Here is a 23,127-nt window from a genome sequence, read left to right on the forward strand (position 1 = left end):
GTTATTATTGTTTTTTTGAAATAAAATGTGTGGAAAATTGATTATTTTCCTGAATAATCGCTTTCCGGTGCTCCCAAATAACTTGGCTTAAGTCCTCCTGTATTGATTAAAATCTTTTCTAAAACAATTCCCGGTTCTAAAACTCTGAAACGTAAAGTATGTTTTCCCGGTTGAGAAATTTGATGCTTGGTAATTGATTTAATGATATGTTCCGACTGCCATCTTCCCAATTCGCCTTTGTAATGGCCATTGAAATTAACAGTTTGCGGAGTTCCGTCGTCAAAAGAAATTTCGCAGCGCAATCCTTTGTTGTGATTATAATTTAAAGTGGGAGCTAAAAGAAGCTGAACTTCAAATTCTCCTTTGGATTCGAAATTAATATCGTATTCCAGATAAATATTTTCATCAGTTTTTGGATAAGCATTCTGTGGAAATGTGCTAATTCCAGATTTTGTCTTTCCGAAATCAGGAATCATTTCCCAATGAATTCGGTCAGAATTATTCATTCTTGCAAAATTTTCCGCTTCAATTGAAACATACCCATTTTTCTCCTGAAATACTTTCTCTTTCGGCACATTTGTTTCCGAAACATACGTGACTTCAGGCATTACATTTACTTTTCCGTCAAACCAGGCTTTGTATCCTATCTTCATCTGGTCCATCATATGCGTCCATTTTCCGTTGGCAATTACATTGTTATATTTATTGTCGAGATACGTATTTCTTTCAAAACACTCCTTCACTTTCTCTGCATAATAATTAGCCTGAATGTCATTTTTGGCTGCCAGTTCTTTGTTTTTAGCAACTGCATAATACATTTCATACAAATTACTGCACGCATCAATCGGATAAAGAACCAACTGATAGTATGCATCCTGATATTCAGTAGGAATCTTTTCTTTCAAACGTAATGCATCTACTGCCAAAGCTCTATAATCATTCAAAACCGTTTCAAATTCATTATAATTTTCCAGACTGAATGTTTTGCTATCCAACGTTTCCGGTGTTACTCTGCGGTTGTATTTGGCATAAAGGTTAATCATTCTGGCAATTTCTTTTGAATGTTTTTCGCCAAATTGCTGCGCAGACCATTTTTCCGTGTATTCAAAAAGGTTTTTAGAATTAAACTGTTTCGGATTCCAAGCCATCTCCAGAAAGAAACTGATTGGAAATTCCATTGGTTTCAAATCACCAACATTCACGACCCAGACTTTGTCTACTTTATGTTCATAAGAAAGATTCATCTGCTCCCAAACTCTCTGAATCGGACTGATGTTAATCCACTTAGAATTTCTCGGCCCACCTACATAATCGAAGTGATAGTACATTCCGTAACCTCCCTTATGTAAAGGTTTTGAAAGGTCGGGAAGCTTTCTTACATTACCCCAATTGTCATCACAAAACAGCAAAATCACATCATCCGGAACTCTCATTCCTTTGTCATAATAATCCTGAACTTCTTTGTACAAAGCCCAAACCTGAGGTGTTTTCTCTGCTCTTTTTCCTGTCACATTTTGTATAATTTTGCGCTGGTCTTTTACAATATTCTCCAATAAGGAAATATTGGTTCCCTCTCCCATTGCTTCATCGCCATCACCACGCATTCCGACAGTGACCAATTTTTCCCAATTTTTACTTCTTACGATTCCGGCTTTCCAGAAATCCTGCAAGACTTTGGCGTTTTTAGAATAATCCCAAACGTTCGGAAGGTTGTTTTTTTTGATGTATCGGTGCCAGTCTGCCTGTGCCTGAGCCATTGGTTCGTGGTGCGAAGTTCCCATTATAATTCCCATTTCGTTGGCTAATGGTCCGCTCAACGCATCGTCGTCATAGAATGCTTTTCCCCACATTGCAGGCCAGAGGTAATTGGCTTTTGAACGAAGAAGCAATTCAAAAACCTTTTCGTAAAATTTAGAATTGATCCCGCCAAAAGTAGCTCTTGCCCAACCACCAAGCGAAGGTTCTTCATCATTCAGAAAAATTCCACGGTATTCTACAGCAGGTTCTCCATCGGTATAAATTCCTTTTTTGAAGTATAAATTTTCCTTTGCTTCAACCGGAACATCCGCCCAATAATGCCAGGGCGAAACACCAATCTGCTGAGAAACTTCATAAATCCCATAAATCGTCCCTCTTTTGTCACTGCCTGCAATCACAATGGCTTCCGAAACTCCGGGAAACGGATTGCTAATATTTTGGATAATGTATTTTTCGCGTTTTCCGGTTAATGCTTTTACGTCAATCTTTTTTTGTCTGATTAAATCATCAATCACCGATTTTGTTCCTACCGTTCCAATGATGATTAAAGGAGCATTGATTCCGGAAATCTGATTCAAAATCGTTGGTTCCTCACCTGTTACTTTCTGGAAATCGGATTGCAGGTTTTTGACAGCTCTCAATATTCCTGTATCAATATTATTGTTAGTAAATAATGAGATACTGACTGATTTATCTTTCAGGAGAATAGCATCATCGCTTTTTTTTGTTGTGATAAATGGTTCTGTCGCCTGTCCATTTAAACAAGCACCAAACAGCAGTACAAAGAGAAATAGTATCGGTAATCTGTTCATAATCTTTATTTTGATTTAATTGAAACTTTATAGATTCTGAAAACCTATAAGGTTTAGTTTAACATTTATTGGTTGCGAATTGCACGCAGCCCGGCTTGAACGGAGCTCTTTTTGTGAGGAGGTACGACGAGCAAAAAAGCGGGAGTGGAAGACGGATTAAGCTGCCCAAATTATTCCTGTATCAATTCTTCAACACAAATCCCCCATTCGGCTGAATTTCAATTTCAAATTCTCCTTTTTTATTGATAGAAACCGATTTTGTAAAAGTGTTTCCGTTTTTATCATCATTAATAAGCTCCAGATTTTTACCAGCCAACATCGGAAGATAAAGTTTAAGTTTTTTAGAAGTTTTTTCAGCATTTACACCCACAACATACCATTTGTCATTATGTCTTCTCGCAATAACAGAATATTTCCCGGGATAACCGTCGATGAAAACCGTTTCATCCCAAAGCGTGGGAACTTCTTTTATAAAATCCAACTGGAATTTTGGAGCATCGGTAAGGTTATTCGGCATTATTCCAAACATCTGAATCGGATTCTGAAACAAAACTGCTGTCGCCAACTGAAAACCATCTGTGGTATGTCTTTTATTTTTTTCCTTATTGGATTTAGTTAAAAATTTATTGAGAAAAGTTCCGCCAAATTCCATACTTCCCACCGTATTTCTGATGAAAGGATGTAAGGTTGCAAAAAATGCTTCCTGCTTGCGGACATCTTCCGAAAAATAAAGCATTTCCGAGGCTAAAACGGCTTCGCTTCCAGCATAATTCGGATACATTACTTCCCAACCTCTCGGCAAAGTAGCTCCGTGGAAAATAATCATCAGACCAAAATCATTGGCATCCGACAAAATATCTTCGTACAGACGCATTGTTTCCTGTTTGTCTCCTCCAAAAAAATCGACTTTCAGACCTTTTACGCCGGCTTCTTTCAGCCATTTCATTTCTTTTTTTCGCTCTACGGAACTGCTCATTTTGTTTCTTGGTCCCATTGGCGCATCATTGGCGGCTCCGTTGGAATTATACCAAAGCATTACGCCCACATTTTTAGATTTGGCGTATTGAACGAGTTCTTTCATCCTGTCTTTTCCAATGTTTTTATCCCAAAGCGCATCTATCAAAATGAATTCATAACCAAGTTTTGATGCCAAATCAATAAATTTGGTCTGGTCGTCATAATTCATACTGTTGTCCTGCCATAGAATCCAGCTCCAGGTAGATTTTCCGAATTGATATCTCTGCGAAGGTTCATAAAGAGGTTCTACAACATCAAATGGAATGGTCGTTTCAACTGTCGGTTTCAAAGAATCTCCAATCGTAATCGTTCTCCACGGAGTTTTTCCGGGCAAAGAAAGTGCTGCTCCTGAACTTCCGAAACCGTTGTTTTCCGCCATATTCGGATAGGCAACCTGATAAAGATTTTTATCTGAAGTGGTGTTGAGATGAGAAGCACAATACAAACTACTAACTCCAGTTTCTGAAAGCAAAACCCAGCCCTCGTTTCCGATATGAAAAAGTCCAGGGAAAACGTAACCATAATCAGCTTTCGTTCCTAAATCTGCATCGGCTTTGTACCCGCTTTCGTAGCTTGGCGCTGTGCGTGCAAAACCGGTCATCGGTTTCATCATTGGCGAAAGAAATGTTGTCGTCTGTGGCGGAAATCGATATCCCGTAACTTCTGATTGCACAACAACACTGAAACGGTCTTTCATTGGCGGAATTTCATATCTAAAAGCAATATTGTTGTCACTTACCTGAAACTCAATTCCAATATTGAATTGGTCTTGATTGGTAAAACTGACAGTCAATGTATTGGCTTTGTACTCAACTTCGGATTTTTTGATTTTTTCGTTGCTGTATTTTTTGGAAACGAAATCCTTTTTACTGTTGATGAATTTTAAATTTTTAGAAAAATCTGATTCATTGGTTATCAATCCCAAAGGAGATTTTTCGAGCATCATTTTTCCCTGAAAATTCAAAGAATATAATGCTTTTCCGTCTTCTGAAAATACATTCAGTTTCAGTTTTCCGTCCGGACTTGAAACTTCGGCAACCTGTGCTTTAACCTTTGATAAAAAACAAAAGCTGATGAATATTATAAATAAAAGTGTAAATTTTTTCATTTTAAATTATTTTGAAAACATCCAATAATCGAAAAACATAATGTCTTTTTCTGCTTTGCCATTAAATACGAAATACAGATTATGAACGCCTGTAATTTTATTGGACAAATTGATTTTAACCGTTTCAAAACGGTCATCTCCACCAGTCATCGGAACTTTTATAGTTCCGACAATCGGTCCATCCAAACTGTCTAAATGAACATCCATCGTAACACCGCTATTATGCGTAGTTCCTACTCTTGCAGAAAAAGTTGTTGCGCTATCTTTTCCAAAATCAACATTTTTTACACTTGTGTAAGCACCGTTTTTCTTTGCTTTAATGAAAACTCCGGCGACTTTGTTCTGATAAGACTTGATATTTTCCGACCACGAAATCATTTCCGCCTGATTGAATGCGTAAGGGTTGACAGCTGCAATAGCTTTGGAAATTCCATTGGTCATTTTGAAAGGCGAAATAGAACCATCTTTATTAAATTCTAATTCCTGCACACTTACCGACCTTGTAAATCCGCTTCCGCCTGGTAATGCACCGTTGTGATAGAAGAAATAAGTTTTCCCTCTGAAATCAATCACGCCGGGATGATTGGTAAAAGATTTTCCTTCCGCAGGCATTATGATTCCGCCATATTTCCACGGACCTTGCGGACTTTTGCTGGTGGAATAGCCTATAAACTCGGGCAACGGACCGCCCGGCCAAAAAAGATAATATAAATTTTTACGTTTGTAAAGCCACGGACCTTCTTCATATTTTGTGGGTCTTTCCGGATTGCCCTCTCTTTTTCCGAAAGATTCTTCGGTCATCGGAACTTCAACAATTTCACCGGAATAGGAAATCATATCTTCATTTAGTTTTACGGATTTAAGTTTAGGATTTCCCCAATAGAGATACGCTTGACCATCATCATCAATAAAAACCGTCGGGTCGATATCTCCCCATTCGCTCTGAACAAGCGGTTTTCCCAGCGGGTCGTGAAACGGACCAAACGGACTGTCGGCAACCGCAACTCCAATTGCACCTTTGTTATTGGTTTTCGAAATCATTGGGACATACATAAAGAATTTACCGTTCCTTTCGATGCACTGTGCTGCCCACGCATCACGTTTTGCCCAATCGAAATCATTGTAGGAAAGAATCACGCCGTGGTCTGTCCAGTTGACCATATCATTGGTGGAAAACAGCTTCCAATTGTTCATTGTAAACCACGTAGAATCGTCTTCGTCGTGACTGGTGTAAACATACAAACGATCGTTGAAAACCATCGGCGCCGGGTCTGCTGTGTAAGCGGTTTGAATGATGGGATTCTGTGCAGACAAAACTCCCGCATATCCTATTAACAGAGTACTTAACGCTGACTTTATTATATTTTTCTTCATTTTTAAATAATTAACATTCAAACATTATTTTTTCTGAAAACTCCAGTAATCGAAATTAAAAAGCTCACGACCTGCCGTGATATTTTTTCCCTGAAAGACAAAATACACATCATGAACGCCTGAAACGGATTCTGAAATTTTGGCTGTCAAAGTTTTCCAGACGTCCCAGTCTCCTGTTCTCGGTACATCAATTTGGGCTAATTTTATTCCTTTAACACTGTCTAAACGGACTTCCAGAATTCCTCCGTCAAGCCCGGAAGCTATTGAAGCTGAAAAAGCAGAAACTCCCTGATTTCCGAAATCTACAGAACGGACTTTTATGAATCCGCCTGTTCTTGTTTCAGTTACATAGACTCCGTTTTTTTTATTTTCAGCGGTTTTGCATTTCTCAGACCAAGCTATCATTTCTGCTTCGTTTCTTTTGTAAGGATTTACCATTGCTATTGGATTTACACCTTCTTTGGTCATTACAATTTTTGGAATACTTCCATCAGAATTATATTTGAATTCTTCAATCGCAGTCGACCTGCCATAGCTTCCGGCACCCGGCAATAATCCTGTATGATAAAACAAGTAGGATTTCCCTTTGAAATCAATGATTCCGCCGTGATTGGTGAAGCTGTTGGTAGGCTGGTCGGTCATTATTTTTCCCTGATATTTCCAGGGACCTGTTGGTGATGAGCTTGTGGAGTAAGACAGACATTCTGTACGTCCTGTCATTCCTGCGTACATCAGATAATATTGTTTATTACGCTTGTAAAACCAAGGTCCTTCCACAAAAACATCTTCAAATTTCTCTTGCTTTTGCAAAACCTCATCACTTTTTCCGGGACGTCTGAGTCCGCCAAATGATTCCACCGACTGCGGAATTTCAGTAATTTTCCCTTCAAATGAAATCATATCTTTATTAAGCTTTACATAAAAAAGATGGCTGTTTCCCCAATAGAGATAGGCTTGTCCGTCTTCATCTATGAAAACCGTCGGGTCGATATTGTCCCAGCTTCCCGTTGTAATCAATGGTTTTCCGAGCGCATCTTTAAATGATCCTGTCGGAGTATCTGAAACGGCAACACCAATTGCCATATCATTATTAACGGTTTGGGCACAGATGTACCAGTAAAATTTGCCGTTTCGCTGTATACATTGTGATGCCCAGGCGCGGTCACGAGCCCAGCTGAAGGATTCTAAGGAAATTGGAACACCGTGGTCTGTCCAGTTGACCATATCTTCGGATGAATGAACCCTCCATTTCGTCATATAATAAAAATCGTATCCCGGAATGTCGTCTCCTGTGTAAACGTACATTTTATCTTTGTACACCATCGGTGCAGGGTCCGGCGAAAAATGGGTCTGGATTATTGGATTCTGAGCAAAAAGACAAATTGCATTCGTTAATATCAATGAGCTTAGTAAAGATTTCAATTTTAAATTATTCATATTCAAATATTTATAATTAATTCTGAATAAATTTATAATAAGCCACACCGTGCGCCGGAATATCCAGTGACAGGCTTTCGTTAGTTGTATTTAATTTTGAAATATCTTTTTGCCTCCATAAATCACGAACGGTTTGTTTTCCAGCTATTCCCAACTTCGAAAAATCTTTATAATTCATCTTCACTTTTTCCCTTCCGAAATTGGTAAAAGCAACTGCTTTTCCTGCGTCTTCCAGCTCTTTGACATAAACTCTGAGCTCTCCGATAGTTTGTAGACACATTCCCTGTTTCCCTAAAACATCCTGATTGACGGCAATTACCTCATCATTCGTTAAAAGATTTAATGTAAAATCATCTAATTTTTCTAAATCACAACCAATAAGCAAAGGCGCTGAAAATATACTCCAAAGGCTGATGTGGAGATATTGCTCGTCCGGTTTCAGACGGCTTTTGTGCGGATTTCCCCAACCTACTTCGCCAACAACTAGCATATCTGCATCGTTCCAATTGCCTGGTTTCGCAAACGGAGCGGTTTTATCCTGAGCCAATGCAATGCCTTTGACGCTTGCCCAAGTATCGGTAATATCATTGGTGGTTCTCCACGACTGCGCATCAACTTTATCGCCCCATTTCCAGACGTCTCCCATCCCGTACTGACAAAGATTATACACAATATCTCTCGGTTGTTGACGAAGCAAATCGCCCATCACCTTAAAAGGTTTCACTCCTTTTTCCGAGTCGCCACCGCCCTGAAAAGCGAGGGAAGGAACTTTGAAAGCGTCGTTTTCCGGCAAGCCATCTATCACGCCGCCATAGCTGCACCAGTCGTATTTTAAATAATCGATGCCCCATTTATTGTAGCTTTCGGCATCCTGTTTTTCGTAGCCGTAACTTCCGACACATCCGCCGCAGGTCCACGGACCGGGAGAAGAATAAATTCCCATCTTTAATCCGTTATGGTGTACATAATCGGCAAGACCTTTCATATCGGGGAATTTTGAGTTGGGAATGATAAATCCTTTTTCATCACGCATTTGGGGATGGTCTTTGGAATCCCGGTTGTATTGCCAGGAATCATCAATGTTGATGTAACTCCAGCCGTGGTCTGCGAGACCGCTTTTAAACAAAGCATCGGCGGCACGTTTTACTTTATCGGCAGACACTTCGAGTCCGAAGCAATTCCAGCTGTTCCAGCCCATCGTAGGTGTGAGGGCAATCTTGTCTCCGCAATTTATTTTTAATTTTTTTGAAGTTTTTCCTTTTGCATTCTGAGCCATTAAGTTGACTTCAAATGTTCCTTTTTTATCAAGTTTCCCTGTGATGATTCCTGTTTGTGAGTCTATTTTTAATCCTTTCGGAAGACCTTTTACCGAGAAAGTCATTGGTCGTTCTCCTGTTGTCGGAATTCTGAACAGAAATGGAGATTCTGGACGAACGCCAAAAACTTTTGCAGAATTGATTTTTGGCGTTGCAGAAGCTTTTGGTGTTAAAATATATTCTTCCGATGAGATTGGATTGAATGTTTTTAAGGTATTCACTCCTGTGGTTTCAAATTTTGCATCAACCCAATTGGCGTGATCGTAATAAGGACCATTGCCACCATCGGTCACCAGCAATTCCAATTGATTAATACCTTTTAATGAAACAGATACAGGTTTTGCCTTATCACCAAGATGCATTAATTCACTGGACCATATTTTTTTATTATCTCCATAAATTTCAAAAGCTACTGCCGGATCCTGCCCTTTAACCTCATCATCGAGTCCTACCAATGCCGTAAACGTCTTTGCTTTCCCATCTAATTTAATCAATAGAGAACTTTCGGCGTGTGTTCCGAAACCTCTTTTGAAAACTTCTCCAGCAATAGTCAATGGTTTTCCGGCTACGGAAGTATTGATGCCGGGAGTTCCGTGACCTTGTGTGGAAACACTGAGATCGAGCTCATCAAGCCAAACTATATTCTGGGCATTCAGGCAATATCCGGTTATGAAAAAACTTAGAATAAAGAGTTTAAATCTGTACATTTTTGAAATTAATTAAGATGATTCATTGCGTTTAAAAAATATAGAGTTGTCCATAACTTCACCTAGGTCTTCGACTCCGCTCAGACTGACATTGTTAAAACATTCCGATAAGCTCAATATGACAACAGCTAATATTAGAAATGTCACACTGAGCGGAGTCGAAGTGTTTGTTTAATTATTTAACTTGCACTAAATTTCCACCAATCAAAGTAGAAAAGCTCTTTGCTTCCTTTGAATACGAAATACAAATCGTGAACGCCTTTAATATTTTTTACAGGAGATTTAATGGTTTTAAAAACGTCCCCTTCCGCCTTTCCGGTTACCTGAATGGTTCCTAATATTGGTCCGTCCACAGCATCGGTATGAATTTCTATACTTCCGCCATTCATAGAAGCAACTGATACTTCCAGGAATTTTGTTCCTTTGGAAAAATCAACGCCCTGAACTTTGAGGTAATCGCCGTTGTTGATAGACGAAACCACCAAACGGTCAGTAATTTTTTTGCCTGTGTCGTAAGGATTATTTCTTTCCCATTCAGTCATTTTTTCTGTTTTCAATCCTTCACTATAAGCAATGGTTTCTGCTTCTACTTTTTCATATGGATTCAGTGTTGCAATTCTTTTCACCCCTTCCGGATTCCAGAATGGCAGTTTTTGAATGGTACCATCGGCATTGTAAGTCAGTTCGCTCACACAGATGGAACGGCGCTCGTAATGCTTGCTTATGGTTTGTTTTCCCAGATTGTAATTGAAACCGAAAACATAAGATTTTCCTTTGTAATCAATGATTCCGGGATGATTTCCGTTGGAGCGTTTGTCGCTGTCCATGATCATTCCCTTATATTCCCACGGACCGGTTGTCGACTTGCCCATCGCATAACCTATTCCTTCGGGACAGCACGTTGAGGCATAAGCCATATAATAATTCCCGTTTCGCTTCCACGCCCACGGACCTTCCTGATAATGGAATGGGTCAGGAGAACCTTTCACTTTGGCAATCGAAGGGTCTTTTACAACTGGGCCATCCACAGAAATCATATCTTTATTGAGTTTTACGTACCATAAATTAGGATTTCCCCAGTACAGATAAGCTTGTCCATCGTTATCAATGAGAACAGTTGGGTCAATATCATCACTTGAATTTTTAACCAAGGGTTTTCCGATTGGGTCTTTGAAAGGACCATACGGACTGTCCGCCACCAAAACACCGATTCCTCTTTGTCCCGGCATCGGGCAATACATATAAAACTTGCCGTTTCTTTCTATGACTTGTGGAGCCCAAGCTCCGTTTTCTGGGTCTGTCCATTTGAAATCTTTTAGAGAAGCCACCACACCGTGGTCTGTCCAATTGACCATATCAGTCGAAGTGTATAGCAGCCAGTCTTTCATTTTAAATCCGAACGCATCATCTTCGTCGTGACTGGTGTACAGAAAAACCGTGTCTTTGTAAACCATTGGTGCAGGATCAGCCGTGAATTTGGTCTGAATGATGGGATTTTGTGCAGACAGAGATAATCCTGTCAGTAGCAATCCTATATTTAAAGTATATTTTAAAACTGTTTTCTTAATCATAATTCATTTTTTGAATTTAATATTTAATGATTTGCTCTGTCCAAGTTGGACCTGTGATGTAAAACATTCCGTCTTTGTAATGTACGGGCTCGATTCCCATTTGCGGACCTGATTCCCAAGGTTCAAAAGTCTGACTGTACGGATACGGTCTTTTTTCGTACATAAAATAATGGCAGGAATTCCAGAGATTTCCGTCCGGACCAATGAATAATGCGTTGTGTCCAGTCTCCTGATAAGGGTCTTCGGTATCAGTGAATTGCAAATTATCATAGCCGTTACTTTTTGCCATTTCAGTTCGATAACCTTTTTTGCGGGTTCCGAAAATCGGTTCAGGGGAAGCGAGTTTCCAAGGCCCCAAAGGTGATTTTGATTTCAACAATCCTACTTCATAACCCCTTGTCCAGGTAGAGAAAAACATAAAATAAGTACCTTCTTTTTTAATCACGAAAGGCCCTTCGATTCCGCCAACCATCCATTCTGGCCAGCCTGGTTGTTTTTTATCTAGAAATTTCTGAATAGGAGTCGTTAACTTTCCGGTCTTCAAATCAATTTTAGCCTGAAAAAGTCCGTTACCACTGCAATAGAGATAAACCTGTCCATCCTCATCTTCGAATAATGTGGCATCGTTGTTATATTGTGGGGTAAGCGGACCATTCAACAGTTTGTATGGACCTGTAACTTTATCAGCTGAAAACAGCCAAATGCTGTGTGTCGCCATTCCTTTCGGGTCTTCTTTGGTTACTTTTCCGCTATTTACAATCAAATAATATTTTCCTTTGATGAAATGAATTTCAGGAGCCCAGAAACGACCGTCATAAGGGCAATCTTTGGGAAGTTTTTTAGCATCAATTAAAAAAGAATGTTGTTTCCAATTCACCATATCTTTTGAAACCAACATCCGGACTCCCGGATTTTTGCCTTCCCAAACAGGATTGGAAGTTCCCACGCAATACCACAAATTATCGACTTTAATGATGAAATGGTCGCGCATAGAAATAGCGGAATCTCTGGTTATTGGATTCGTGTAGTGAAATTCTTTCTGTAAAGAAGTTTTGCTTTTTTCAACCTGAGCAAAAGCATTATTCAAAGCAAAAATGAATAATGAAAACACCAGAATATTTTTAAAAACCTTCATAATTTTAATTTTATCTTTTTTTAGGACTTTCATCCATTTTCAAATACGTTTCTTCATAACCGCCGTTGTCAACGACTATTTTGTACAAAACAATTCCTGGATCTAAAGGTTCAATTGTCAGAGTATAATTTCCGTTTTGATTGGCCGGAAGCGTGAATGTTTCTACTTTTTCGACCAATCTCGCTGCAGCTGCAGGGTACATTTTGGTATAATTATTTGCCCACGTCAAATCCTGATTGATGCCAATCGTTTTTGAATCATTTTTATCGAAATAAGCTTTAACGCTGTGTCCTCCTTTTTTGAAAGGAAGTGTAGAATCAAAGAAAAAATGAACTTTTACAGTGGAGGGATTATTTTTTAATTTGAATTGATATGTAATGGAAGAGCCGTCTGTTTTCTCGGTGTAAGGCATCAAGGCAATTCCGGAAAACGTTCTTCCTAAATCTGGAATAACCGTCCATTTCGTTTTGGTCGGAGATTTATTTTCAAAAAAATGTTCGGCTTCCATCACCACTACACCATTCTTTTCTTCGAAAATATAACCTTCTTTTTTTGCTTCTTCAGGCGTGATTCTGTAAACCGTTGGTTTGATGTTTCCTTCTTTCGGCTCGTCCCACGATTTGTAACCAATGTGGGTTTGGTCCATCATATGATTCCATTTTCCGCCGGAGATATTTAGGTTGTAATCTTTGGTGTATTCAGCATCTCTGGCGAAACATTCATCAGTGTAATCTGCCCAATAATTGGCTTTCAGGTCTTTTTCATCTGCCAATTTGTGGTTCATTGCCACTGCGTAATACATATCGTAGAGATTGGCCATTGCACGAACGGGATGTAAAACGATTTGTTTATAAGTGTCTTTATAAGCTTCATCCAAAATCAAGAACTGCCTTAAAGCTCTTGTTTCCAAAGCTAAATACGAATCTCTCACTTGCAAAAATTCTCCACTTTGAAGATTATAAGTTTTATGATTCATCATTTCTGCGGAAATCCTTGAATTATATTTACAGTACAGATTGATGATTTCTACAATTTCTTTCGCATTGTTCTTTCCAAAATGTTCTTCTGCAAATTTCACCGAGTAATTATTTAAATTATCTTGGGTAAATGAAGTTGGATTCCACGCCATATTCAGGAAGAAATCCATTGGATATTCGTTAGGTTTTAAATCTCCTACATTCAGAATCCAGATTTTATCAACGCCGTAACTGTACGTCAACTGCAATTGTTCCCACATATGCGGAATATGCGTCATATTCAGCCATTGATAAGCTCTCGGTGCACCGTGTAAATCGACGTGGTAATACATTCCGTAACCGCCGGGATGTCTTTTAGCATCGAGGTAAGGCAGTCTGCGGACATTTCCCCAGTTATCGTCACAAAGCAGAATCGTCATATCATCCGGAACTTTCATCCCCTGGTCGTAATAATCCAGAACTTCGCTGTATAAAGCCCAAAGCTGAGGCGTTTCCTTTGCCGGTTTTTTGGTAACTTTTTCGATAATTTTACGCTGGTCCTGCATAATTTTTTCCAACAATTTAAAATTGGCTTCGGCACTTCCCAAATCAATCATCGGTTCGTCGCCGTCGCCACGCATTCCCATCGTTACGAGATTGTCGTAGTTTTTATTTCGGTTAAATCCATCTTCCCAAAATTTCAGAAGCGCATCTTTATTGGTATGGTAATTCCATTCGCCGTTTCCATATTCTTTGCGGTGATTCCCCCATTCTTTCTGGGCACGCATCATCGGTTCGTGGTGCGAAGTTCCCATCACGATTCCGTATTCATCGGCAACTTTCGGGTTAAGCGGATCGTCTTCATTAAAGGCTTTTCCCCACATTGCAGGCCAAAGATAATTGGCTCTGAGGCGAAGCAAAAGCTCAAACATATTCGCATACATCTTGCTGTTGATACCTCCGAATTTGGTTCTTGCCCAGGTTCCGAAAGCCGGTTCTTCATCATTAATGAAAATTCCACGGTATTTTACTTTGGGTTCGCCTGAAGCAAAATATCCCGGAATTACATACGCAGAAGAACGTTTTTTTACGGGAACATCATTCCAGTAATACCACGGAGAAACGCCTAATTGTTTTGATAATTCATAGATTCCGTAAATGGTTCCACGTCTGTCGCTTCCGGCGATGATGAGTTGTTTTTTTGATTTGGATGTTGGATTTTCTACGGTTGTAATCACGAAACTTTCCCATTTTCCTTTCAAATCTTTGGCATTGATTTTTTTGGATGAAATAAGTTTGTCAATGATTTTATTGGTACCTAAAGTTCCGATGATGATTTCAAATTCGCTGGAAGTTTCTGAGGTTGAAAGATTGGGTAATTTCCCCGTCACTTTTTGAATATCCGTCTGTAAATCTTTCGCAGCACGAATGACCGCGATGTTTTCTGAAGAGTCGTAAAATATGTTTGTAGCATTTCCATCTGATGAAACAATCGGGAAACCTTTATCATTTGAAATGATATTCTCAGTAATTCCTGAAGTTTGTTGGGCAGAAAAAATTCCGCTTCCAAAGAAACAAAGCAGTAGAATTATTTTGATATTTTGATGGGTTACCATATTGATTTAATTTTATTAAAGGCTTTAAAGCTTTTATCATTATTTAAAAATCACTTTAACATTTTTCCCTGAATAAGCAACCGCTTTCTGATGACCATTCGGAAGAATTATGGTAAAATTTCTCTTCTCAATCATTCCACTGTATTTTCCTTTTCGGGTGTCAATAGTTAACGTTTGGAATTTGTCATTCCAATGCATTGGTATTTCGGTAAAGTCGCCTTTTTCGTAGTTGTAATTGTCAAATTCATCTTCGTATAAAACAAAATCTGCATCTGAACCCGGATAGACTTTAATAGTAAGATTGTCCCATTTTTTCTCCGTTGCATACTGAACATCGGGACCGAAAGGAATGATGCTTCCGCCTTTTACATACAATGGAATGCTTTGAATATTGACTGTTTTTTCAATTTCCTGTCCGCCGTTGTGTTTTAAATTAGTCCAGTAGTCATACCATACAGAACCTGCGGGAAGATAGACTTTGACGGTTTTATTTTGGGTAAAATCGACAGCGGAAACTGAACTCTCTTTTTTGCTGGCATCGGTTTTATTCCAGCCTTCATTTTCATCGATTTTTACGATTTTTTCCGGTGTATATTGAGGATTAAGAATCGGTGCCACTAAGAATGACTTTCCGAAAAGATATTCATTATTAATATCCCAAGTTTTTTTGTCTGATGAAAAATCCATCGGAAGTGCTCTCAAAAAACTCGAATTATTCTTGGAAACATCCCAAGAAACGGAATAAATGTACGGCAATAGACTATAACGAAGGTTGATGAATTTCTCTATCGCATCGTAAACCACATCGCCTTTTTTTCCAAACTGGTAAATTTCCCTTGGAACATCGGTTCCGTGCGAACGCATCATTGGTGTGAAAGTTCCGTATTGCAACCAGCGAACATGTAATTCCTGAAACATCTGATTTTTAGCACCTCCGTTTCTTTTATAAACACCGGCAAAGAAACCGCCAATATCAGAGTTGAAATTCGGGTTTCCAGTCAGGCTGAAATTTAAACCTGCCGGAACCTGATTGCGCAAAGATTCCCACGAAGAGTTGACATCGCCCGACCAAGTATTGGCTGCATATCTCTGCTGTCCCGCAAAAGCCGACCTTGTTAAAATAAAGACTCTTTTATCATTCGTGGTTTCACGTTGATGGTCATAAACTCCGCCAACTGTCATCAGAGGATACGCATTTCTCACTTTTCGGAATGAACCAAGGTAAGTTTTGGTATCTAAATCTTCCGGTTTTTGGCTGAGATGGTCGGGTTCCGTAGAATCCATCCACCAAGTATCAACGCCTAGACTGAAAACGCCTTTGTTCAAATATTTCCAGTAAATATTTCTGGCTTCGGGATTGTAGGCATCGTAAACACGGACTCCGGAAGGATAATTTATATCGGGAGGCCAAACTTCCCTGCCCGATTCCGGCCACGTTCCAAAATTGAAAAGCATTCCTTTAGAATCCATTTCACGATATTGATTGGTCATCGGTCCGAATGACGACCAGATGGAAACAGACAAATGCGCATTCATCCCGTGGATGTCATTAATCATTTTTTTGGCATCAGGAAAATCGGGACTGATAAAATCCATTGCATTCCATTGGTAATTGTTTCCCCAATATTGCCAATCCTGAATGATTCCGTCCAGAGGAACTTTCAAATCACGATATTTTTTAACCACATCTACGATTTCATTCTGACTTTTGTATCGCTCTTTACTTTGCCAGAAACCGTACGTCCATAACGGAAACATCGGAACATTTCCGGTAAGTTCACGCATCTCGGCAACTACGCCGTCAGCATTTCCACCATACATAAAATAATAATCCACGCCTTCTCCAACTTCGGAAGCGAAAGATGTTTTCTGAGCAGTATCGGTAAACTGAGTCGGGGAATAGTTGTCCCAAAAAATGCCGTAACCTTTTACAGACTGAAAGAAAGGCACAAAATCCCAGGTATTATTCTGCACCATTCTGATGTCCTGATTCCGTTGGGATAATTTTCCGTTTTGAAGGATTCCCAAACCGTAAATCGGTTCTTCTTTTTCCAATTGAAAAGATTGGGTTACAGAATAAGTTGGACTTCCGGCATCATTGAAAGGTTTAAAATCACTTCCGCTTTCCTTCAGAAGTTCTTTTCCGAATGGTGTTTTGTAGGCTATTTCTCCATTTTTCGTATTAACGGATATTTGCAAATCATTCGTTTTTATTGATAAAATATCTTTATTTTCTGTAACCGAAAATTTTATTTTTTGTTCTTGTTTGATAACAGACAGGCTGTTTTTTACAAATGATTTTCCCGAAGGATATTTGATGATCCGCACCGTGTGTGGTCCGTAAAACTTTACTTCCACATTCATTTTATCCGCAGAAAAACTCAAGCCCGAATCTGTTTTTTTATAAGATTGCGCGCTCACATTCTGATCTAATCCAGATATAATGATCATCGAGATAATGAAAGCTTTTATGTTTATTTTTCTGAAATTCATTTTTCTGGGATTTTAAATCGTATCAATAGTTATCGTTACTCTGACTTTAAGAGATTGTTGATTTTCTCCTGGTCAACAGGTTTAAAGAGCAATTGAGAAAATAAAAACAAATCATTTTTCCAGACTTTGAAATCGTGGCCTCCCGGTTCTACATAAAAAATATGTGGAATTTTATTTTCCATCAGATAATCGCTCGTTCTTTTGCTGAAAGGCATCAATCCGTCCTGGTCGCCGCAGGAAATCCAGAGCAGTTTTAATTCTTTTGCTTTGTCAGGATTCGGGAGTAACTGTTGAGGTTCTTTGGTATTTGGAGCAGATGAAAAACCGCCTACCCAAGCGAATTTGTCGATATTTCCCAATCCGAAATTCAGGGTTTGTCCGCCTCCCATTGACAGTCCGGCAATCGCACGGTTTTCCCGGTCTTTTTTTACAGGATATTTTTTTTCAATAAAAGGAATAAGGTCATTCAGCAAATCTTTTTCGAAGGTTGCGAAAGCTTCCACTTTATCTTTCTCCCAAATATTTCCCGTCGCTCTGTCGTCTTTCATCGCTCTGCCATTGGGTAAAACGACAATCATTGGTGTAAGTTTTCCCTTCGCATAGAGGTTGTCAAGAATAATCTGGGGCGTTCCATTTTTAAACCATTCTTTTTCATCTCCGCCTATGCCGTGAAGCAGGTACAAAACTGGATATTTTTCGCCCTTTTTAAAGCCTGGAGGTGTATAGACCAATGCTTTTCTTTGAGTTCCTATTGATTTCGATTCGTACTTAATCGTATCAATTTTTCCGTGTGGAACTTCTTTATTTTCTACATCAAAACCTTGTGGGGCCTGTTTTTCAAATGTTTGCGCAGAAGTAAACATTCCCGAAAACAAAAAAGCTACAATGAGAAGTATTGAATTTTTCATATATTATTATTTGTAATTTTTACACTTATTAATTTAGACAAAAAAATAATACCCAATAGAATTATTTTTTCCTTTTTAATGTCAATTTTGGCTGCAATTAACAGGTCGCCTCTACGAGGCTTTGTTTTAATGACTCATCTTTTTTGCTATTAACAGATTGCTTCTACAGAGCAGTATTTATGATTCTTTTTAAAGGCCGAATCTCTCGTAGCCCGACTTGAGCGGAAATCCTTTTTTGCTTGTACACTAGTTCTATTTCTTCTAAAATTTCCAGCAAAAAAGATTGGGAGCCCTTCTACAAGCTCAGGATGAACTACAGGCGGATAAGCTACCAAAAAAATAATTCTTCCCTTTAATATTCTGAATTTTTGTTTACTCTGAAAAAATCAACATCCACAAAACCTCCAATACTTTTCGTAGCGTAATTGAAAATCGCAAATTTGGAACCCATAAATAACCTTCTGTAATCGAAAATCATTTTGTAATCTTTCGCCATTTCTGTCCAGTTTTTCTGGTCGGTGCTGTAAGAGAAATCTGCCAAATCTTTTCCAAGATTGAAATCTGCTTCAATACGGAGGAAAATATTATCTGATTTAATTTCGATACGTTTTTTTTCTTCCTTTTTCACTCCGGTAATCACTTTCGTTTTATTATCAAGACTGACTTCATTGGTAGAAAAAGTCAAAAATTTCTGGTTCCCTTCTTTTATAATTGATAATAATCCTGAATCTCCGTTGAAAGCGCTGAATCCTGTAACGTCGCCATCTTTCATTCCTTTCAAATCTAAGGCAACTATCGCACTGGATTTTGGGCCTTCCATTCTTTGTGTCAATGTATTCGGTGCGGCGTAAAGATTATCTACCACTCTACTCGTTTTCAGCCTTATAAATCCTTTTCTGTCGGATAAAGACCAGGCTTCGTTCACAGGATTATGGTTCCATTGCCATTGGATTTTTAATTTTTTATCTGAAAATTCATCACTTTCTACGATCCTGTTTTTCGGTTTAAATGGAGGAAGCGGAACTTCTCCGTTTAATGGAACTTTTCCGTTATCTCCTAAAACAGGCCAGTCGTTTTCCCATTTCACGGGAATCAAAATAGGAACGCGCCCTACTCCATTTCTATCCTGAAAAATCAGTGAATACCAATTGGCGTTCTTATCATCAATTAAAGCACCTTGCCCGGCGTAAGAAAATCCTAAAAAGTTATCTTCCAGAATGACTTTTTTCTCGTAAGGTCCGGTCACTTTATCCGCTCTGTAAACTTCCTGACGGCGTTTTCCACCTTTTGGCCAGGAAATCATCATCATATAATATTTTCCGTCTTTTTTAATAATTTGATTGCCCTCCAGAAGTCCGGTTTCCGAAGAATCTTTCTCAAAAACTACCGTTCCGTCAGGATTTCCAATGACCTCTTTAAAATCTGGACTTAATTCAAAAACTTTGTTGGAAGTGAAGACATAAACCCTGCCGTCATCGTCAAAAAGCAGCGAAGCATCGTGAAAATGTCTGGTTCTGGTAATCAGTTTCCAGTTTCCTTTTTCGGGATTATCCGTTACGTAGAAATAGGATTTGAAAGGCTCATCATTCGGAGAAAATAAAACATAATATTTTCCTTTGTGATAGCGGATGGAAGAAGCCCATTGTCCACGACCGTAAACTGTTCCGTCAAGCAAATCATATTTGGAATTATCATTCAGAGTATTGAAAACGTAGCTTGCCATTTCCCAATGAACCAAATCTTTGGAGTGCATTACCGGAGCTCCCGGCATCAGGTGCATTGTCGTGCTTATCAAATAAAAATCATCGCCGTTTCGAGTTATTGATAAGTCCGGCGCATCTGCCCAAATGATAGGATTTGTAAATGCTGTCGCCTGCTGTTTCTTAGCAGGATTTATCTGGGCCGAAAGGAGATTCAGCCCGATAAATCCAAAAAGAGAAATTATATAAAATGATTTATTAATTTTCAAAATTTTAATATTTTGATTGGTTTATTTAATTCTTTAATCCAATTTTAAAAGAAACACTTCGACAAGTTCAGTGTGACAATGCTGATAATAAAATTGGTTTCAAACGTTTCAAGCTCACCTTTCAAAACCTGCATTTGTATATTAGGTTTTGGCTAAAGCCAATTTGGTTTTTACTTTGAATAAATGGGCTGAAGCCCATTTCTATTGATAATCTAATTAGGAACAATATCGTTAGACAACGTGCTGTACAAACCAATCAAACTTCCCGTGAAACCTCCTGCAACATCGGTAGAAAGGATATCTCCGGAAACCGCACCGCCAAGGTTTTTGAAGTTTTTACCATCCAAAGAGTAATTGAAATTAAGGTCATCTTTTTCACCGACCACCTGCAATTTGATGGATTTTGAAAGTGAAATCTTTTCGCTCCCAATTAGTTTTGATGCTCCTTTTTCTGTTCTTTCTAAAACAATATAAAAGTCTTTGTCTTTTTTCGTAATTCCGAATACGTAGTTGAATTTTTCGCTTTGATAACAAGTGATTCCTGCCAATTCTTTTTCAGTTTTTGGTTTAAAATCAAGCATTACGGAAGTTTCAAAATCTTCGTGCTGGAGTCTGTGAAATAATGCCGAAACCGGAGCCAACGCTTTTATATTGGTTTCAAAAGGAGTTACTTTCACACCATTTTTTGTAGTACTTATAAAATTCTCACGAGGTCCACGCATCGCAATCCATCGGTAATCCAGGTTTTTGTCAGTCAGTTTATCATTATACGTGAAGTTTCCGTTCGGGAAAAATCCATTTTGTCCGGTCTGATTTTTCACACCTTCCGGCAGTTTTAATTTTGGTTTCATTGGAACTAAACCGTTTTCAAAAACAGGATACTTTCCGCTCCAGTCAACAGGAAGAATGAAAGTTTCTCTTCCGTGATTCACCCGTCCTTTTTCGTTGGGACGAATGGCCAGAAACACTCCGAAATATTTTCCGTCAGGCGTTTCCACTAAATCGGCGTGACCAGCCCAATCTACTTTATCTTTTCTGTCTTTTGGAAAATATCTCTGAGTTAAGATAGGATTGTTTTTTGCAGGAATGAAAGGACCTTTCGGAGAATCTGACATAAAAATAACTTCGCTGTGGTTACCGCCAGTTCCGCCTTCTGCGCACATCAGGAAATATTTTCCGTTCTTTTTATAAATATGTGGACCTTCTATCCAAATTGGTTTTTGGGAAAGGTCAACACCACCGTTTACAATAATTTTATCTGAACCCGCAATAACCTGGTCTTTTTCCAAATCGTAATCCCACATTTTGATGACACGGTGACCGTTGTACAATTCTGTCCCTTGTGGCGGTGCATCATTGTGAACGATGTATGCTTTACCATCATCATCAAAGAAAATTGCAGGATCAATTCCGTCAAAATTCAGTTTCTGAACTTCGCTCCATCCTTTTGCAGGGTCTTTGGTTTTCACGACCATATTTCCTACTCCACCAGCAATCTGGGTAGTAATCATATAAAAAGTGTCGTTGAATTTGTTGTATTTGATATCCGGTGCATAGATTCCCTGAGAAACGCCGCCTTTTTCTACTTTAAGCTGTGAAGGTCTGTCGAGAACGTGACCTACCTGCTTCCAATTAACCAAATCTTTTGAAGTGAAAATCGGAACACCGGGAAACATTGAAAATGAAGAATTAACCAAGTAATAATCGTCTCCTTTTCTAGTAATACTCGGGTCGGGATAACAGCCCTGAAGAATCGGCGAATAAAATTCGTTCTCTTTCAGTGGATTGTTTGCGTATATTTTATCATTTCCACGGTAGCTGAAATCTGTGAATGTTTGTGCGGCAATACTGTTGATTGAAAGTAATGCTGTTGCAAAAATTAGCTTTGAATTCCTTTTATTTAGAAGCGTATTGATTATATTTTGTTTCATTTTTATTTTTATAGATTAAATAAGATTTCTCCATTTCATAATTCAATAATAAAATTGAAAATGAGAAAACTGATGATATTTTTTATTACTAAAGAAATTTTTAAAAACAAGACCTTACCTAAGAATAATAAGGCCTTGTCAACTATATGAAGAAAAATAATACTTATTTTTAAACACCACTAAATGCACTGAAACCACCATCAATAGGCAATAAAGCACCTGTAATGAAACTTGCGGCATCTGAACATAGGAACTGTACCGCTCCATTCAGTTCATTGGCATTTCCGAAACGTCCCATTGGCGTTTTAGCAATAACTTTTTTGCTTCGGTCGGTTAAAGAACCATCCGGATTTAATAAAATTGTACGGTTCTGATCTCCAATGAAAAATCCTGGAGCAATGGCATTGACTCGAATTTTATCACCAAATTTTAAAGCTACATCCGAAGCGAGCCACTGTGTAAAATTGGTTATTGCGGATTTTGCTGCGGAATACCCTGCTACTCTTGTGATTGCGGAATATGCTGCCATTGAGGAAATATTCACAATACTTCCGCTTCCCTCTTCTGCCATTACTTTCCCGAAAACATAGCTTGGATAGACCGTTCCGTTGATATTTAAATCGGTTACTTCGTTCCAGGCTTCCATTTTCAGATCGAAAAAGGATTGGTCGGGAGATAATGTTGCGGAAGGAATATTTCCACCGGCAATATTAAGCAGAATATCGATCTTGCCGTATTTTTCAAGAATTTTCTTTGACGCTGTTTCGAGACTTTCAACATTCATTACATTGGCTTCCACGGCTAATGCGTCACCCCCCGATTCTGTTAATTCTTTAACACGAGCATCCAGAGTTTCCTGATTTCTTCCAAGGGCGACAACTTTTGCTCCGGCTTCAATGAAACTTTTCGCTAAGCTTCCTCCTAAAACACCTGAAGCTCCTGTAATGACTGCTACTTTATCTTTTATGCTGAATATTTCGTTCATTGTAATATAAATGATGATTGATAGTTGATAAATG

At 38.7% G+C, this 23,127-nt stretch carries 13 protein-coding genes; all 13 read right to left on the minus strand.

Features of this window, described 5'->3' with window-relative positions; all coding sequences use genetic code 11:
- Window positions 1-41 precede the first annotated feature (41 nt).
- Window positions 42-2,570, minus strand: coding sequence for a glycosyl hydrolase 115 family protein (locus tag BM371_RS12180; RefSeq protein WP_034673611.1), 2,529 nt, complete (start codon window positions 2,568-2,570; stop codon window positions 42-44).
- Window positions 2,571-2,751: 181 nt separating this feature from the next.
- The gene (locus BM371_RS12185) at window positions 2,752-4,695 is read right to left on the minus strand and encodes a glycoside hydrolase family 97 protein (RefSeq protein ID WP_034673609.1); all 1,944 of its coding nucleotides are present in this window, start codon (window positions 4,693-4,695) and stop codon (window positions 2,752-2,754) included.
- Between the two features lie 6 nt (window positions 4,696-4,701).
- On the minus strand, window positions 4,702-6,069 hold the full coding sequence (locus tag BM371_RS12190; protein ID WP_034673607.1) for a glycoside hydrolase family 43 protein: 1,368 nt from the start codon (window positions 6,067-6,069) through the stop codon (window positions 4,702-4,704).
- 24 nt (window positions 6,070-6,093) lie between these two features.
- The gene (locus tag BM371_RS12195; RefSeq protein ID WP_034673605.1) at window positions 6,094-7,506 is read right to left on the minus strand and encodes a glycoside hydrolase family 43 protein; all 1,413 of its coding nucleotides are present in this window, start codon (window positions 7,504-7,506) and stop codon (window positions 6,094-6,096) included.
- 16 nt (window positions 7,507-7,522) lie between these two features.
- Window positions 7,523-9,529 (minus strand): NPCBM/NEW2 domain-containing protein, encoded by a 2,007-nt coding sequence (locus tag BM371_RS12200; protein WP_034673603.1) that lies wholly within the window; start codon window positions 9,527-9,529, stop codon window positions 7,523-7,525.
- A gap of 179 nt (window positions 9,530-9,708) precedes the next feature.
- Window positions 9,709-11,100 carry a glycoside hydrolase family 43 protein gene (locus BM371_RS12205; protein ID WP_051882566.1) on the minus strand — a complete coding sequence of 464 codons (1,392 nt, stop codon included), beginning with the start codon at window positions 11,098-11,100 and terminating at the stop codon, window positions 9,709-9,711.
- Window positions 11,101-11,116: 16 nt separating this feature from the next.
- The gene (locus BM371_RS12210) at window positions 11,117-12,235 is read right to left on the minus strand and encodes a glycoside hydrolase family 43 protein (RefSeq protein WP_165571763.1); all 1,119 of its coding nucleotides are present in this window, start codon (window positions 12,233-12,235) and stop codon (window positions 11,117-11,119) included.
- Between the two features lie 10 nt (window positions 12,236-12,245).
- Window positions 12,246-14,807, minus strand: a complete 2,562-nt coding sequence (locus BM371_RS12215; RefSeq protein WP_034673599.1) for a glycosyl hydrolase 115 family protein — start codon at window positions 14,805-14,807, stop codon at window positions 12,246-12,248.
- Between the two features lie 39 nt (window positions 14,808-14,846).
- Window positions 14,847-17,300 carry a glycoside hydrolase family 31 protein gene (locus BM371_RS12220; protein ID WP_081874520.1) on the minus strand — a complete coding sequence of 818 codons (2,454 nt, stop codon included), beginning with the start codon at window positions 17,298-17,300 and terminating at the stop codon, window positions 14,847-14,849.
- Between the two features lie 35 nt (window positions 17,301-17,335).
- Window positions 17,336-18,208: an alpha/beta hydrolase gene (locus BM371_RS12225; RefSeq protein ID WP_034673596.1), complete on the minus strand. Its 873-nt coding sequence runs from the start codon at window positions 18,206-18,208 to the stop codon at window positions 17,336-17,338.
- 352 nt (window positions 18,209-18,560) lie between these two features.
- Window positions 18,561-20,177, minus strand: a complete 1,617-nt coding sequence (locus BM371_RS12230) for a glycoside hydrolase family 43 protein (protein WP_034673594.1) — start codon at window positions 20,175-20,177, stop codon at window positions 18,561-18,563.
- Window positions 20,178-20,389: 212 nt separating this feature from the next.
- A complete protein-coding gene (locus tag BM371_RS12235; RefSeq protein WP_034673592.1) occupies window positions 20,390-22,108 on the minus strand; it encodes a glycoside hydrolase family 43 protein in 1,719 nt (572 codons plus the stop codon).
- 169 nt (window positions 22,109-22,277) lie between these two features.
- Window positions 22,278-23,093 (minus strand): SDR family oxidoreductase, encoded by an 816-nt coding sequence (locus BM371_RS12240; RefSeq protein ID WP_034673590.1) that lies wholly within the window; start codon window positions 23,091-23,093, stop codon window positions 22,278-22,280.
- Window positions 23,094-23,127: the final 34 nt, after the last annotated feature.

It is taken from the genome of Chryseobacterium formosense (genome assembly GCF_900116415.1).
Taxonomy (GTDB): domain Bacteria; phylum Bacteroidota; class Bacteroidia; order Flavobacteriales; family Weeksellaceae; genus Chryseobacterium; species Chryseobacterium formosense.

Excerpts from the sequence above, each read along its gene's own strand:
- BM371_RS12195 (WP_034673605.1), bottom strand. The coding sequence starts at position 7,506 with ATGAATAATTTAAAATTGAAATCTTTACTAAGCTCATTGATATTAACG.
- BM371_RS12240 (WP_034673590.1), bottom strand. The coding sequence starts at position 23,093 with ATGAACGAAATATTCAGCATAAAAGATAAAGTAGCAGTCATTACAGGA.
- BM371_RS12235 (WP_034673592.1), bottom strand. The coding sequence starts at position 22,108 with ATGAAACAAAATATAATCAATACGCTTCTAAATAAAAGGAATTCAAAG.
- BM371_RS12210 (WP_165571763.1), bottom strand. The coding sequence starts at position 12,235 with ATGAAGGTTTTTAAAAATATTCTGGTGTTTTCATTATTCATTTTTGCT.
- BM371_RS12225 (WP_034673596.1), bottom strand. The coding sequence starts at position 18,208 with ATGAAAAATTCAATACTTCTCATTGTAGCTTTTTTGTTTTCGGGAATG.
- BM371_RS12205 (WP_051882566.1), bottom strand. The coding sequence starts at position 11,100 with ATGATTAAGAAAACAGTTTTAAAATATACTTTAAATATAGGATTGCTA.
- BM371_RS12215 (WP_034673599.1), bottom strand. The coding sequence starts at position 14,807 with ATGGTAACCCATCAAAATATCAAAATAATTCTACTGCTTTGTTTCTTT.
- BM371_RS12185 (WP_034673609.1), bottom strand. The coding sequence starts at position 4,695 with ATGAAAAAATTTACACTTTTATTTATAATATTCATCAGCTTTTGTTTT.
- BM371_RS12220 (WP_081874520.1), bottom strand. The coding sequence starts at position 17,300 with ATGAATTTCAGAAAAATAAACATAAAAGCTTTCATTATCTCGATGATC.
- BM371_RS12200 (WP_034673603.1), bottom strand. The coding sequence starts at position 9,529 with ATGTACAGATTTAAACTCTTTATTCTAAGTTTTTTCATAACCGGATAT.
- BM371_RS12180 (WP_034673611.1), bottom strand. The coding sequence starts at position 2,570 with ATGAACAGATTACCGATACTATTTCTCTTTGTACTGCTGTTTGGTGCT.
- BM371_RS12190 (WP_034673607.1), bottom strand. The coding sequence starts at position 6,069 with ATGAAGAAAAATATAATAAAGTCAGCGTTAAGTACTCTGTTAATAGGA.